The organism is Pseudomonas sp. G3-39 (assembly GCF_054790485.1).
Genome location: NZ_CP186497.1, coordinates 2843567 through 2858262, shown reverse-complemented (window position 1 = coordinate 2858262; position 14696 = coordinate 2843567). Strand labels below are relative to the sequence as shown.

General features: G+C 61.6%; 16 protein-coding genes. 7 read left to right on the top strand and 9 right to left on the bottom strand.

What is annotated here, in order from left to right:
* Positions 1–11: 11 nt before the first annotated feature.
* Positions 12–182, bottom strand: coding sequence for a hypothetical protein (locus tag ACOYXG_RS12625; protein WP_155953488.1), 171 nt, complete (start codon positions 180–182; stop codon positions 12–14).
* Here ACOYXG_RS12625 and ACOYXG_RS12620 point away from each other — a divergent pair.
* Together ACOYXG_RS12620 and ACOYXG_RS12615 are read left to right on the top strand one after the other, a co-directional pair.
* Positions 169–2415, top strand: coding sequence for a TonB-dependent siderophore receptor (locus ACOYXG_RS12620; protein ID WP_460358132.1), 2247 nt, complete (start codon positions 169–171; stop codon positions 2413–2415). The genes ACOYXG_RS12625 and ACOYXG_RS12620 overlap by 14 nt on opposite strands.
* A gap of 198 nt (positions 2416–2613) precedes the next feature.
* On the top strand, positions 2614–2823 hold the full coding sequence (locus tag ACOYXG_RS12615) for a hypothetical protein (RefSeq protein WP_460358129.1): 210 nt from the start codon (positions 2614–2616) through the stop codon (positions 2821–2823).
* An 84-nt stretch (positions 2824–2907) separates the two neighbouring features.
* Here ACOYXG_RS12615 and ACOYXG_RS12610 read toward each other — a convergent pair whose 3' ends face one another.
* From ACOYXG_RS12610 to ACOYXG_RS12590, 5 genes are all read right to left on the bottom strand, one after another.
* Positions 2908–3405, bottom strand: coding sequence for a GNAT family N-acetyltransferase (locus ACOYXG_RS12610; protein WP_098968408.1), 498 nt, complete (start codon positions 3403–3405; stop codon positions 2908–2910).
* Between the two features lie 108 nt (positions 3406–3513).
* On the bottom strand, positions 3514–4095 hold the full coding sequence (locus ACOYXG_RS12605; protein ID WP_460358126.1) for a DinB family protein: 582 nt from the start codon (positions 4093–4095) through the stop codon (positions 3514–3516).
* Between the two features lie 17 nt (positions 4096–4112).
* Positions 4113–5231, bottom strand: coding sequence for a cell division protein ZapE (zapE, locus tag ACOYXG_RS12600; protein WP_336836059.1), 1119 nt, complete (start codon positions 5229–5231; stop codon positions 4113–4115).
* A 150-nt stretch (positions 5232–5381) separates the two neighbouring features.
* On the bottom strand, positions 5382–6341 hold the full coding sequence (gene speB, locus ACOYXG_RS12595) for an agmatinase (protein ID WP_460358123.1): 960 nt from the start codon (positions 6339–6341) through the stop codon (positions 5382–5384).
* 16 nt (positions 6342–6357) lie between these two features.
* Complete coding sequence (locus ACOYXG_RS12590; protein ID WP_460358121.1) at positions 6358–7449, bottom strand: polyamine ABC transporter substrate-binding protein; 1092 nt, start codon at positions 7447–7449, stop codon at positions 6358–6360.
* Positions 7450–7548: 99 nt separating this feature from the next.
* Here ACOYXG_RS12590 and ACOYXG_RS12585 point away from each other — a divergent pair, with 99 nt between their 5' ends.
* The 3 genes from ACOYXG_RS12585 (at position 7549) to ACOYXG_RS12575 (ending at position 10696) form a co-directional block, all read left to right on the top strand.
* Complete coding sequence (locus ACOYXG_RS12585) at positions 7549–8442, top strand: LysR family transcriptional regulator (protein WP_460358118.1); 894 nt, start codon at positions 7549–7551, stop codon at positions 8440–8442.
* A gap of 248 nt (positions 8443–8690) precedes the next feature.
* Positions 8691–10157, top strand: a complete 1467-nt coding sequence (locus tag ACOYXG_RS12580; RefSeq protein WP_210557030.1) for a nucleobase:cation symporter-2 family protein — start codon at positions 8691–8693, stop codon at positions 10155–10157.
* 65 nt (positions 10158–10222) lie between these two features.
* Positions 10223–10696, top strand: a complete 474-nt coding sequence (locus ACOYXG_RS12575) for an LEA/WHy family protein (RefSeq protein ID WP_027612019.1) — start codon at positions 10223–10225, stop codon at positions 10694–10696.
* Between the two features lie 132 nt (positions 10697–10828).
* On the opposite strand, the gene ACOYXG_RS12570 is transcribed toward ACOYXG_RS12575, so the two are convergent.
* The gene (locus tag ACOYXG_RS12570) at positions 10829–11752 is read right to left on the bottom strand and encodes a carbon-nitrogen hydrolase family protein (protein ID WP_097089638.1); all 924 of its coding nucleotides are present in this window, start codon (positions 11750–11752) and stop codon (positions 10829–10831) included.
* 84 nt (positions 11753–11836) lie between these two features.
* Here ACOYXG_RS12570 and ACOYXG_RS12565 point away from each other — a divergent pair, with 84 nt between their 5' ends.
* The gene (locus ACOYXG_RS12565) at positions 11837–12751 is read left to right on the top strand and encodes a LysR family transcriptional regulator (RefSeq protein ID WP_225138874.1); all 915 of its coding nucleotides are present in this window, start codon (positions 11837–11839) and stop codon (positions 12749–12751) included.
* 8 nt (positions 12752–12759) lie between these two features.
* On the opposite strand, the gene ACOYXG_RS12560 is transcribed toward ACOYXG_RS12565, so the two are convergent.
* A complete protein-coding gene (locus ACOYXG_RS12560; protein WP_003224595.1) occupies positions 12760–13014 on the bottom strand; it encodes a hypothetical protein in 255 nt (84 codons plus the stop codon).
* Positions 13015–13167: 153 nt separating this feature from the next.
* On the opposite strand from ACOYXG_RS12560, the gene ACOYXG_RS12555 reads away from it, so the two are divergent.
* On the top strand, positions 13168–13485 hold the full coding sequence (locus tag ACOYXG_RS12555; RefSeq protein WP_007961870.1) for an ElaB/YgaM/YqjD family protein: 318 nt from the start codon (positions 13168–13170) through the stop codon (positions 13483–13485).
* Positions 13486–13550: 65 nt separating this feature from the next.
* Here ACOYXG_RS12555 and ACOYXG_RS12550 read toward each other — a convergent pair whose 3' ends face one another.
* On the bottom strand, positions 13551–14591 hold the full coding sequence (locus tag ACOYXG_RS12550; protein ID WP_103368973.1) for an Ldh family oxidoreductase: 1041 nt from the start codon (positions 14589–14591) through the stop codon (positions 13551–13553).
* Between the last annotated feature and the right edge of the window lie 105 nt (positions 14592–14696).

Below are 14696 nucleotides of genomic sequence, written 5' to 3'. Positions count from 1 at the left end.
CCCGCCGCCGTCTATTGGGCAAGCGCCGTGAGCAGCTTTTCGCCCGTCTCGGCGAAGTCGGGAAATATCTCCAAATAATAATATTTCTTGTTTGTTACTAAATCGCCGGCCTGCACCTCGTCTTTGAACCAACGGATTTTTTCCCTCGAAGACAAGGAGTCGGCTGCGATGTTCGCGCCCATTACCCGTTCCATGACCCTGACTGTCGGCTTGTTCAGCATGGCGTTGAGTCCCGATCTGCTGGCTGAAACCGATCCTGAAACAGCGCCACAATCCGCCGCCCAGGCGCTGGAACTGGACGCCACCAGCGTCAGCGCCGAAGGCCTCGGCGTTAACACTGAAAACACTGATTCCTACACCACTGGCGCGATGAGCACCGCGACGCGAATGAACCTGTCGATCAAGGAAACCCCGCAATCGGTGTCCGTAGTCACGCGCCAGCAGATGGATGATTTCAAGCTCGGTACCTTATCCGAAGCCATGCGCCAGACCACCGGCATCGTCGTGCAACACAACGACTCGGATCGGGTCAGCTATTCGGCGCGGGGTTACCCGATCAACAATTTCCAGATCGACGGAATGCTCAACACCTTCGGGCGCATGAAGTCAGACTCGGACACCATCATCTACGACCGCATCGAAGTGGTACGCGGCGCCACCGGCCTGACCACCGGCGCGGGTGATCCTTCAGCGACGATCAACATGGTGCGCAAGCGCCCGACTGCCCAGTGGCAGGCACTGGCCGGGGTCAGTGGCGGCAGCTACGACAACTACTACAGCTATGTCGATGTCGGCGGGCCGCTGGCCTTCGATGGTCGGCTGCGCGGGCGTACGGTGCTGGCCTATCGCGACAGCCAGTCGTTCCGCAACAAATACGCGCTGCAGCGCGAGGTCGGCTACGGCATTCTCGAAGCTGATTTGACCGACTCCACGGTGCTTGCCGTCGGTTACGACTATCAGGACAAGCAGGTGCAAGGCACGTCCTGGGGGACGGTGCCGTACTGGAACGCCGACGGCAGCAAGGCCGGCCTCGGCCGTTCAACGAACATGGCGACGTCCTGGAGTTCCTGGCCGCTGAAGGACAAGACCGCGTTCGTCACCCTGGACCAGCAATTGGGTAATGGCTGGAAGCTGAAGGCTGCCTACACCCACCGCGAAAGTGATACCGACGGCAAGGTCTATTACGGCGGCTCCGGTTTTCCCGAGGCCGACCGCAGCGGCATGACGGCCTACATGGGGCACATGCTCGGCACGCAGAAAATGAGCGTGTACGACTTCAACCTGTCAGGGCCGTACCAGCTGTTCGGCCGCGAACACGAGATGATGTTCGGCTACGGCGAGGCGGAAAACCGCTCGACTTCGCCCTACGCCTTCAACAGCCCCCAAGCCGCCGACTACGGCAAGATCCGCGACTGGAAATACATGGGTGACATCGGCAAATTCGCCGACACCGTTACCGGCCTGCCGGGCGCGCGAGGCATCACTCGGCAAAAGGCCGGTTACCTCGCGACCCGCCTGAGCCTGACCGATGAGCTGCATGCCGTCATCGGCAGCCGCTATGGCAGCTGGGACGAATCCAGCACCGATTACTACTATGATGCGCAGCAAAAACTGACCAGCACCGATGCCACCCATCAACGCCAGAATGATATCTGGACACCCTACGCCGGCCTGCTTTACGACCTGACGCCGGAGTACACGGTTTACGCCAGCTACACCGACATTTTCAAACCGCAGAGTAAGCGCGACAGCAACCGCAATTACCTCGACCCGGTGATCGGCAGCAACTACGAAGTCGGGCTCAAAGGCAGCCTGCTAGACGAACGCCTGAACCTGGCGACGGCAGTGTTCTGGAGCAAACAGGACAACGTCGCCGAGCGTGACAACTCGGTACCCCCGGACCCGGTGAGCGGCGAGGAGTTTTTCAAGTCCGGCGGCAAGGGTAACAAGGTCAATGGCTTCGAGGCCGAAGTGTCCGGGGAAATTCTCAGCGGCTGGAACATGACCGCCGGCTACACCTACACCCACTCCGTCGACGGCGAAAAACAGCGCAGCAACACCGCTCAACCACTGAACATGCTGCGGCTGTCCACGGCCTATCGCCTGCCGGGCAACTGGCACGCATTGACCGTGGGTGGCGCGGTGAACTGGCAGAGCGACGTCTATGGCGCGGCTAACCGCCCGGTCGGGCGCGGCGCCAACGGCCGGATCATCACCGAACCGGCGCGGATCAACCAGGAGGCCTACACCGTGGTCAAGCTGATGTCGCGCTATGAGTTCGACAGGCATCTGTCGGCGTCGCTGAACGTCGATAACCTGTTCGACAAGAAGTATTACGACAACGTCGGCTTCTACAACGGCGTGTACTGGGGCGACCCGCGCACGGTGACCCTGAGCCTGGACTGGAAGCTCTGAGCGCACCGGTTCAAACACCCCCCTGTGGTGAGGGGATTCATCCCCGACGGGTCGCAAAGCGGCCCCACTCTTCCAAGGGCATACCGTCAGAGCCCCTCACCACAGCTGTTAACCCCGAGTTAATTCCCCGCCGGGACACTGTGCCCCGAGATCTGCTTCATGGACGAACGGCTCCCACGTTTTTCAGTAGGAGGCACCATGAAAACCACCACCGCCATTCTTGCCGGGCTACTCGCCCTCGGTTCCGCCAGCGCCTTTGCCGAGGGCGGCGCCGAACGCATGCGGCATTACTACGACAACTTCCCGGTCCACCACTCGCCAAGCGAACAGCCGACCGATAGCAAAGCAGCGGAACTGAAGGTTCCGAACGATCAGACCGCGCAAGTCACCGAGTCTTATCGCGACTGATTCACCGAGCAACCGATGGACCTCCGATGGCTCCGCTCTGGCCTCGGAGACGACAGTTGGGCGCCCTGTCCGGGGCGCCTTTTTTTATGCCTGCAGATCCTTGATCCAGAACAGCATGCGGCCATGCTCCGGGTCGAACATGCCGGGGGCGAAGCCGAATTTGCGGTAGGAGTTCTGTGCCACCTCGTTGCCTTCGAGCACTTCCAGGGTGATCTTGCAGCAACCGCGCTGACGGCAGATTTCCTCGACCTTGCGCAGCATTTTCTGACTCAAGCCGAGGCCGCGAAATTTGCTCACGACCGCCACGTCATGGACATTGACCAGCGGCTTGCAGGCGAACGTCGAGAAACCTTCAAAGCAGTTCACCAGGCCTGCCGGCTCGCCACCGACGAACGCCAGCACACTGAACGCATGAGGCCTGCGCGCAAGTTCTTCCGGCACGCGACGCAACAGTTCCGGGTCAAGCGAATGGCCGCCGCCCATGGGATCTTCTGCGTAATGATTGAGCACGATGCCGATGGCTTCGGCGTGCAGTGGATTGGTGTAACTGGCTTGCAGCACAAGAATTTCTGCGGAATCCATTTCCATCCCCGATCATGGCCCCGGCGTGCAAAGTGCGCACCTGAAAGGCTGTTCGACCTTACCGCGAGGATGTTGCGGGCCACAACCGGATCTTTTGATTTCCAGGCTTCAGCGCCCCCAGATCAGCTCTTCGGTCCAGCCCAACTCGGCAAAATCCTGAGCACGCAACCCGCTCTCGCCGACGCAGAAAAACTCGTCCAGCTGTGGCGGTTTCACCGAGGTCGCGCTGAGCATCGCATGCACCTGCCCCCGGTGATGGATCTGATGCTCGAACAGGTGCGACAGCATACGCAAGCGACTGTCATGCTGCGGCGTTTCCCGGGCGATGGTGACGATCCGCCCCAGATCGGCATCGCGCAGTTGTTCGCAATAAGCGATCAGTCGACGATCGACGTGCGCCTGCTCTTCACGCAGCGCTGCGGCCTCGGTAAACGGCTCGTCATGGTTGAAAAACACATAGCAATCAGGATGCGGTTCGTCACCGCGCAACTCGCGTTCCAGTGCATCGACGTAGAACCAGTCGCACGTCAGGATGTGATTGAGGGTGAGGCGGATACTCGGAAAGAAGCTCGTTCGCGGCGCCGCCAGCTCAGTGGCGTAGAGCTGATTCCAGGCTTTGCCGAGGCGATGATTGGCCCACGCGTTCTGGTAGGCCATGGTCAGTAAATGATGCGACAGCGGTTGGCTCATACTCGCGCCCTCTTCGCTCAGGATTCGGCAAAACGCTGCAACTGCATCTCCTGCAACCGGCTGAGGGTGCGCCGGAACGGGAATTCCAGATAACCCTCGGTGTACAGCGCCTCCATCGGTACTTGGGCCTCAATGTACAGCGGCACCTTACGGTCGTAACACTCGTCGACCAAGGCAATGAAGCGACGCACGCCGTCGTCGTGCACCGACAGTTGCGGCAACTCACGGTCACCGGCCACCACCTGCGCCGAGCCGTCCTCGGTGCCGCGAGCGATGCGCCCTTCGCGTTTCTGCGCGCTGAGGTTCGGCACGTCGCTCAACAGAATAGACCGATAGTTGTCGCACAGTGCGATGAAATCCATCGCGGCAAATGGTTGCTCGCAGAGATCGGCATAGCGGCACCAGAGCACCGTCGCACTGGCTTGCACCACGTTCAGCACACGATGGCCGACGGGCACCGGCTCGGCGCTGGCGGGCTGCCCGGCGTTGAGTGACTGGAAGACCTGCTCCAGAGCACTGCCCTGTCCCGGCGCAGCGACGAAATAACGCTGCAGGCCCGCGCCCGGATGCAGACGATGATCCTCGGCGCCGTTCACCGCCACCACCTGCATGTGCGCCTTGATCGCGGCAATCGCCGGGACAAAACGATCACGGTTGAAGCCGTCGGCGTACAGCTCATCCGGCGGCAGGTTGGAGGTGCAGACCACCACCACGCCTTCGTCGAACATCACCTGAAACAGCCGCCCGAGAATGATCGCATCGCCGATGTCGTTGACGAACAGTTCGTCGAAGCACAACACCCGTACTTCCGCCGCCAACTCTTTGGCCAACGCCCGCAACGGATCGGCGATGCCAGTGAGCTGGAACGAGCGCTGGTGCACCCAGCCCATGAAATGATGAAAGTGCTGTCGTCGCGCCGGCACCCGCAGGCTTTGATAGAACTGATCCATCAACCAGGTCTTGCCGCGCCCGACCGGGCCCCACAAGTACACGCCGGTGACCGAACGGGCACCGGCATGCAAGGCTTCATGGCATTTTTGCAAGGCCCAGACCGCATGCTCCTGGGCTTCATCCTGGATGAAACCCTTGTGCTCGATCGCGTGTTGCCAGGCGCTTAAAGGAGAGTCGAAAGTCATGCGCGGCAGTATGCCACGATGTCCCTGAAAAACAGGTGCCCTTTTGTGGGAGCGGGCTTGCTCGCGAAGGCGTCAGGCCAGCCAGCAGCATCGTTGAATGACACACCGCTTTCGTGAGCAAGCCCACTCCCGCATTGGCTTTGCGGTGTTTTAAAGGTCGACTTTGTGTCGCGCGGCGTACAGGCAGAGCATTTCCATCGCCAAGGTGGCCGCTGCCAGCGACGTCACGTCCGCATGGTCATAGGCCGGCGCCACTTCCACCACGTCCATGCCCACCAGATTGATCCCGCGCAACCCGCCGAGGATTTCCAGCGCCTGCACCGTGCTCAGCCCGCCACACACGGGAGTGCCGGTGCCCGGGGCAAAGGCCGGATCCAGGCAATCGATATCAAACGTCAGGTATACCGGGTGATCGCCGACCCGCGCGCGAATCGCCTCGACAATCGCCTCGCAGCCACGCCGATGCACCTGGCGGGCGTCGAGCACGGCAAAGCCCTGATGATCGTCATTGGTGGTGCGCAAACCGATCTGCACCGAGCGCGCCGGATCTACCAGCCCTTCCCTGGCCGCGTGCCAGAACATGGTGCCGTGATCGACGCGTTTGCCGCCCTCGTCCGGCCAGGTGTCGCTGTGCGCATCGAAGTGGATCAGCGACAGCGCGCCGTGTTTGCGCGCATGAGCCTTGAGCAGCGGATAGGTAATGAAGTGGTCGCCACCAAACGTCAGCATGGCGCTGCCGGCATGAAGAATGCGCTCGGCGTGGGCCTCGATGCTTTCCGGGATGGTCTGCGGCGAGCCGTAATCGAAGTCGCAATCGCCGTAGTCAATCACCGCCAGATGATCGAACGGATCGAACGCCCACGGCCAGTGGCGTTCCCAGGCGATCCCGGTGGAGGCGGCGCGAATCCCCCGTGGGCCGAAGCGTGCGCCCGGGCGGTTGCTGGTGGCGGTGTCGAACGGAACCCCGCTGACCGCCACGTCGACGCCGCGCAAATCACGGCTGTAGCGACGACGCATGAAACTGGTGATCCCGGCGTAGGTGCTTTCGGCACTCGTGCCGTACAGGCTGTCGCGGGTCATGGCTTGGTCATTGAGCATCGGCACGTCCATCGGTGTGCTCCTTTTGTTATTGATGGCTACGGAAAGTGGTCCACAGACGCGTGCGCTGACGCATGTCCTTGAGGCTCATGCTGCGGTCGGCGTACAGGCGTTCGCGCATTTCGGCGGGCGGATAGATGTCCGGATCGTTGCGCACCGCCTCATCCACCAGCGGCGTCGCGGCCTGGTTGGCGGTGGCGAAAAACAGCGTATTGGTCAGCTCGGCCACCGACTCGGGGCGCAGCATGAATTCGATGAACGCCCGCGCCGCTTGCGGGTTTGGCGCGTCCTTGGGAATGGCCAGATTGTCCTGCCAGATCAACGTGCCTTCGCGCGGAATCCGGTAGGCGACTTCGTAGGCTTTGTTGGCCTTGTGCGCCTGATCGGCAGCCATGCTCACGTCGCCGTTGTAGGTCAGCGCCAGACAGACACTGCCATTGGCCAGATCGTTGATCTGCCGGCCGGTGGCGACATACAGCACCGACGGCTGGAGTTTCTGCAACAAGGCTTCGGCAGCGGCCAGATCATGCTGGTCGGTGCTGTAGGGATCCTTGCCCAGGTAGTGCAGCGCCAGACCAATGACTTCCTGCGGCGAATCGAGCACGGCAATCCCGCAGTCCTTGAGCTTGCTGGCGTACTCGGGTTTGAACAGCAGATCGAGGCTGTTCAGCGGCACTTCCGGCAAGCGTTTTTTCACCGCCTCGACGTTCAGCCCCAAACCGAGTGTGCCCCAGGTATAGGGCACGGCGTAGCGATTGCCGGGATCGACGGCGGCGAGTTTTTCCAGCAGATCGGGATCAACATTGGCGTAACCCTCGAGGCCTTCATGCGGGATTTCCTTCAGCGCGCCTGCTGCCAAGCCACGGGCCAGTACGCTGGACGACGGCACTACCACGTCATAACCGCTGCCACCGGTCAGCAGTTTGGTTTCCAGCACCTCGGAAGTATCGAAGGTGTCGTAGCGCACATGAATGCCGGTTTCCTGCTCGAAACGCTGCAGCGTCTGCGCCGGCACGTAATCGGCCCAGCTGTAGAGATTGAGGGTTTTGTCCTCCGCCTGTGCATTGAGGGCCACGGACAGCAACAGCGCGGGAAAACACAGCTTGGACACGGGAACCATGACGAACACCTGACCGGAGGAAGTGGTGGCAGGATGCGCCGTCGGATACATTGCAGAAATATCAAGTTTGTTAACCTGACTTTATCCCGGAGTAATGTAATGCTCGGTCAGCTTCACGACGTCGATTTGCAGTTGCTGCGCCTGTTTGTGCGAGTCGTGGAATGTGGCGGCTTCAGCGCGGCGCAAGGTGAGCTGGGCCTGAGCCAGTCGAGCATCAGCCAGCAAATGGCCAAACTGGAAACCCGTCTCGGCTATCGCCTGTGCAGCCGGGGCAAGGGCGGTTTCGGCGTCACGCCGAAGGGTGAGCAACTGCTTATCGCGATTCGTGCACTGTTCCAATCCATCGAGACGTTCCGGCATCAATCCAACGGCGTCGCTGGACGGCTGATCGGTGAGGTGCGGCTGGGCCTGTCCGAGGCGCTTGATCAGTCGGTGCTGCTGCGGGTGGCAGATGCGATCCGGCGCTTTCGCGAGCGCGATGAGTCGGTGCGCATCGAGTTGATCAGCGCGATGCCTGGGGAGATGGAGCGCTTGCTGCTGCAACAGCGACTGGATCTGGCCATCGGTTATTTCTCTCAAGTGCAGAGCGCGTTCGATTACCGCGAGCTGTTCCGGGAAACCCAGCATTTGTATTGCGCGCAGGGGCATCCGCTGTTCAGCGTCGATGCGCCGGATGACGCGGCGTTGCGGGCCTGCGACCGGGTGGATCATCCGTATCGGTTCATGCGCACGGGCGAGCCGTTCCCGGACAAACGCTTTTCTGCGCGTTCGGAACAGGTCGAGGGCACCCTCGCCTTCATTCTCTCCGGCAAGCATGTCGACTATCTGCCGGATCACTATGCGCGGGTCTGGGAGGACAAAGGCTTGTTGCGTGCTTTGCGACCCGGTGAGTTGAGTTTCGAGGTGGCGTTTCATCTGGCCCGGCATCGCGCTCAGGTGCCGGGGGATGCGCAGAAGGCGTTTGAGGAGGATTTGCTCGCAGCCTTCACCTGAATGCCAGCAAATAACTTTGTGGCGAGGGGATTTATCCCCGATGGACTGCGTAGCAGTCCCAGCCCAAAAAGCCGGGACGCTTCGCGTCCATCGGGGATAAATCCCCTCACCACAGAAACGGCAACCAGTTCAAACCCCGTTTTTCTTGACCTTTCAGGCAATTTTTGCTCGTTGCCCTCGCCGTCCTCTTCCGGCATCCTGCGCCTCCATTTTCTGACCCGGCCCCGCCTCGCGGCGCGCAAAACACCATGACCGCCTCTGAAAAAGTCCCGCGCAACAACGATCTGCTCTACGGCCTCAACGACCGTCCACACCTGACTGCAACGGTCTTCGCCGCGCTGCAACACGTGCTGGCGAGCTTCGTCGGCATCATCACCCCGACCCTGATCATGGGCGGCGCCCTCGGTCTGCAAAGTGAAATTCCGTACCTGATCAGCATGGCGCTGTTCGTTTCAGGCCTCGGCACGTTCGTTCAAGCCAAGCGTTTCGGCCCGGTCGGTTCCGGTCTGCTGTGCCTGCAAGGCACCAGTTTTTCCTTTATCAGCGTGATTCTCAGCGCCGGGTTCATGGTCAAGGCCCGGGGCGGCGGCACCGATGAAATCCTCTCGACGATTTTCGGCGTGTGCTTTTTCGCCGCGTTCATCGAAGTGGTGCTGAGCCAGTTCATCGGCAAACTGCGGATGCTGATCACTCCGGTGGTCACCGGCACCATCATCACCCTGATGGGCCTGTCGCTGATCAAAGTGGCGATGACCGACATTGCCGGCGGTTTCGGCGCGCCCGATCTGGGCGCCGCCAGCCATGTGTTTCTGGCCGCGTTGGTGATCGGCACTATCGTTGTGCTGAACCGCGTCGACGTGCCGTTTCTGCGCTTGGGTGCGATCGTCATCGGCCTGACCCTCGGCTACGTGGTCGCCTGGCTGATGGGCACCGTGGATTTCGCCTCGATGCCCGAAGTGCCGCTGGTCAGCGTGCCGGTGCCGTTCAAGTACGGCTTCAATTTCGACTGGGTGGCGTTCGTGCCGGTGGCGGTGATCTTCCTGGTTTCGCCGCTGGAAGCAGCCGGTGACCTGACCGCCAACTCGATGATCTCGCGGCAACCGGTCAAGGGTCCGCTGTACATCCGCCGAATCAAATCCGGTCTGCTCGCCGATGGCCTCAACTCGGCGATGGCAGCGGTGTTCAACAGCATGCCGATGGTCACGTTCGCGCAGAATAACGGCGTGATCCAGTTGACTGGCGTGGCCAGCCGCTACGTGGCGTTCTTCATCGCCGGCCTGCTGGTGCTGCTGGGGCTGTTCCCGATGATCGGCGCGGTGCTGCAACTGATGCCTAAACCGGTGCTCGGCGGCGCTGAACTGGTGATGTTCGGCACCGTGGCCGTGGCCGGGATCAAAATCCTCGCCGAGGCCGGCCTGCATCGGCGCAATATGCTGATCGTGGCGATCTCCCTGGGCATGGGCCTGGGCATCGCCGCCGTGCCGGAAGTGCTGCGCGAGTTGCCGCAAGCGCTGCGTAACATCTTCGAATCGCCGATCACCGTCGGTGCGTTGTGCGCTATCGTGCTGAATATCTTCCTGCCGGAAGAATTCATTGAGCTGGAAGAAGACGATTTCGATCCGGAAGCGTCGATTCTGCAGGTCATGGAAAACCCCGATCTGCCGGCCAAAGCTGAACCTGCAACGGCAGCGGCGGTCGCACAGTTGAACCGCTGACGCTGCGCCATGAAAAAAGGGCTGAGCCGGCAACGGTTCAGCCCTTTTTCGTTGAGAGACTGTTTATGCGCCGCGTCCACGCCATCATCCTGTCCCTGCTGCTGTTGTCCCTGAGCGCCTGCGCGCTGTTTCCCAACCGCGATCCGGTGAACATCAACGTGGTCGGCCTCGAACCGTTGCCGAGCCAGGATCTGGAAGTGCGCTTCGCGATCAAGCTGCGGGTGCAGAACCCCAATGAGACGGCCATCGATTACAACGGCATTGCCCTGGATCTGGAGGTCAATGGCCGTCCCTTGGCCTCGGGCGTCAGTGATCAGACCGGCTCGATCCCGCGCTTCTCGGAAACCGTGGTCAGCGTGCCGGTCAGCGTTTCCGCGTTCTCGGTACTGCGCCAGACTCTGGGTTTGAGCCAGACACAAACCCTCGACAACCTGCCCTACGTGCTGCGCGGCAAACTCGCGGGCGGCGTGTTCGGCACCATGCGATTTGTCGACAGCGGCAAGCTGAGTTTGCCGAAGGCCACTGCTGCGACGTGGTAACCGACTGCACATACTCTCCCCTGTGGGAGCGGGCTTGCTCGCGAAAGCGTCAGATCAGCCAACATCATCGCTGAATGTGACACCGCATTCGCGAGCAAGCCCGCTCCCACAGGGTATGTGTCAGTCCCGAAGTTATGCGGTGAAGCGCACCCCCGGTTTGGCCCGCTCATCGACACTCAGCTCAAACACATCCGGCCGCGCATAGTGGCCAACCACGTCATAGTCGTACCGCGCCCGCACCAGCTCATCAGTATCGATCTCAGCCGTCAGCAACCCGGCCTCCCCGCGCAACGGCCCGGCCAGCACATCGCCCATCGGCCCGACAATCACACTGCCGCCGGCAATCAGCGGCCGATCCGCCGGCCAGTTGGCAATCTCCACGCCCAGCTCGTTCGGCGAAGCCTGCACCTGACAGGCGCTGACCACAAAGCAACGGCCCTCGTGGGCGATGTGACGCATGCTGACCTGCCACATCTCGCGCTCGTCCACGGTCGGCGCGCACCAGACTTCAATGCCTTTGGCGTACATCGCCGTGCGCAGCAGCGGCATCATGTTTTCCCAGCACACCACCGCACCAAGTTTGCCGACCTGTGTGTCGAGCACCGGCAGCGTCGAGCCATCACCCTTGCCCCAGATCAGCCGTTCGGTGCCGGTCGGCATCAGCTTGCGATGCTTGGCCACCAGCCCCGCCTGCGGATCGAAATACAGCGCCGTGCAATACAACGTGCTGCCGGCACGCTCGATTACGCCGATCACCAGATTGGCCCCGGTGCGCGCCGACAAACCGGCCAGTGCCTCGGTTTCTGCCCCCGGCACATCAATGGCGTTGGCGAAGTAGCGGGCGTAGGCCTCACGCCCCTCGGGCAAGCGATAGCCCAACTGCGTGCCGAAGCCCTCACCTTTCGGATAGCCACCGAGCAACGCTTCAGGCATCACCACCAGTGCCGCGCCGGACTCGCTGATCGCGTCTTCCCAACTGAGGATCTGTTCCAGGGTTTCACCCTTGCCACCGGGCAAGGCGCCGATCTGCAGGGCGGCGACGATTGATTTGGGCATTGCGGTCACTCCATCGGGTTCAAGTGTTGCCGATTCTGCGGCGGCGCGGGATCATGAATAAACACCGATTCACTGCTGAATGATATGAGCCAAATGAATATCGCAACCGTCGACCTCAACCTGCTGAAAGTCTTCGAAGCCCTGCATGAGGAGTCCAGCGCCAGCCGTGCGGCGCTGCGTCTGGGCGTGACGCAATCGGCGGTCAGCGCGGCGTTGCGCCGGTTACGCGAGGTGTATGGCGATCAATTGTTCGTGCGCACCGGGCGCGGATTGGCGCCGACGCTCAAGGCCAATCAACTGAAACCGGTGGTCAGCGAGGCGCTGAACAAATGTCGGCAGAGCCTGGCGATGGTCGATCCGGCGGCCCACCACTATGACGGCCGATCAGTCACCGTGGGCCTGTCGGATGATTTCGAAATCGCTTATGGCCGGCGCCTGATCGAAGCCATCGCTCGCAGCGCTCCCAAGCTACGGCTGATCTTCCGCCAGACCCACAGCCAGATCGTCGCCCGCGCCCTGATGGAACGCAGCATCGACCTGGCGATCACCGCCGGTGGGTTCGCCGAGCGTCTGCTCAGTCGTCAGGTGCTGGGTGAAGGGGATTATGCGTGTCTGGTCGATCCGGGCAGTCTGGCGCCCGGCCAGCAGAACATCGATTTGCCGGAGTTCGTCGCCCGCGAGCACATTCTGGTGTCCTCGGGCGGTTTTATCGGCATCACCGATGAAGGCCTGGCGGCGCTGGGTCTGAGCCGGCGGGTCTGCGCCTCGACCACGCACTTTGCCGCGCTGCCGCATCTGCTCAAGGGCAGCGGCGCGGTGGCAACCATCCCCCGCCATGCCGCGCAGGCCATTGCCGAGCTCAGCGGACTGGTGCTGCTGCCCTGCCCGCTGGCGTTGCCGCGTTACCCGATCGAACTGGGCTGGCGCACCAGCACGCAGATCGATCCGGTAGTGATCAAGGTGCGTGAGGCGATTGTCGGGTGTTTCAACGCGGACTGAGGCGCGTGTTACTTGTTGGCTGCCATCAGTCGATTGACTTCACTGCGCACCATGTTGGCGAATTCCGGCGGGGACATGCCATCCAGCTCGGCGCGCACCCACTCGGCCCATTTGCCCTTGCGCTTGGAGCGTTCGCCGAACAACCGCGCGGCTTCGCCTTTGGCTTTGCCCAGATTGTTCTGCCAGAGTTCGAACAGACGGGATTTCTCGTCTTCCAGCGCTGCGCGCTCGGCGAGGGATTTGTCGGCCAGATTGAAACTCATGGGGAAATACCTGCTGCGTAAAATGGCGACATCTTACACGCTCGAGGGAAATCTCCCGCGCAGGTTTTTCTTTCGCACCTAAAATCAGTGCAACTTTTCAGTCAGCGCCACACTCCATTGATCACTGTTCATCCATCTGCAAGGAGTCACCCAATGGCCCGCAAATCCCGCGTGCAAGCCGTCGAAGACCAAATCAAGGATCAGGCATTCAGCGAACTTCAGGCGTTGATCGAAGAGTCCGACAAACTGCTCAAGAGCAGCGCCTCACTGGTGGGCGAAGAAGCCGAGACCCTGCGCGGACAAATCGCCCTGAAACTGCAACAGGCGCTGGATTCTGTTTCGAGCGTGCGTGAGCGCACCAAACCGGCGGTCGAGGCCACCGAGAGCTACATTGGCGGCCATCCATGGCAGACCGTAGCGATTTCCGCCGGTTTCGGTCTGGTGGTGGGCTTGTTGCTCGGTCGTCGTTGATCGACGTCTGACAAAAAACCTGTGGCGAGGGAGCTTGCTCCCTCGCCACATGGGTTATCTGACAATTATTCCCCGGCCAATTCGCGCAACTGCGCCAGCGTCTGCTCCTCCAGCACAATCCCCTCGGCCAGCGACCGCGCGCGCTGCAAATGCCGACGATCACCCGGCAAGCGCTTCAACCCCACCCCATGCATCTGCCGCACCAGTTCTTCGCTGCGCTCGGCAAAACTTTGCCCGGCGGATTTGCTTGGGTCGATGAGGATCAGCAACTGCCCGGTCCACGGGGTCTTGGCCCCGGGATGGTTCGTCCAGTCGAACTCGAAGGAAAAATTGCCACCCGTCAACGCCGCCGCCAGCAACTCGACCATCATCGACAATGCCGAACCTTTATGGCCGCCGAATGGCAACAGTGCGCCGCCCTCAAGAATGGCCTTCGGATCCTGCGTCGCCTGACCGAGACCGTCCACGCCCATTCCGGCGGGCAGACGTTCGCCCTTGCGCGCCGCGATCTGCACATCACCGTGAGCAATGGCGCTGGTCGCCAGATCGAAGACAATCGGCGCACCACCGGCCCGCGGCGCGGCAAAGGCAATCGGGTTGGTGCCGAACAGCGGCCGATCGGCGCCATGCGGCACCACGCAGGTCATGCTGTTGACCACGCTGAGCGCCACCAGCCCTTCTTCGGCAAACGGCTCGACGTCCGGCCACAGCGCCGCAAAGTGATGCGAGTTGCGAATCGCCAACACCGCGATCCCGGCATTGCGCGCCTTCTCCACCAGCAACGAACGAGCAGCGGCCAGCGCCGGCTGGGCGAAACCGTTGCCGGCATCGACTCGCACGAAACCCGAGGCTACGTCCTCGACTTGCGGCACAGCCTGTCCATTGACCCAACCGCTATTGAGGGTCGAAACATATCCGGGGATACGGAACACGCCATGACTGTGCGCACCGTCGCGTTCGGCACCGGCGCAGTTGGCAGCCAGAGTGCGGGCGACGGACGCCGACGTACCGTGGCGCAGGAAAACCTTTTCAAGCAATTGCGTCAGCGCTTCGAGCGAGAGTGTGGACGCAACGGGGGAAGACACGGAATCGTGTGGCGCAGACATCTGAAGCTCCAGACTAATTATTGGAGGGAACAACAGCGTACGAACAGCTTGCCCAGCGATTAACCACGCCCGGTACGGGTGCTGTCAACCGTTGTGGTGCCGGCT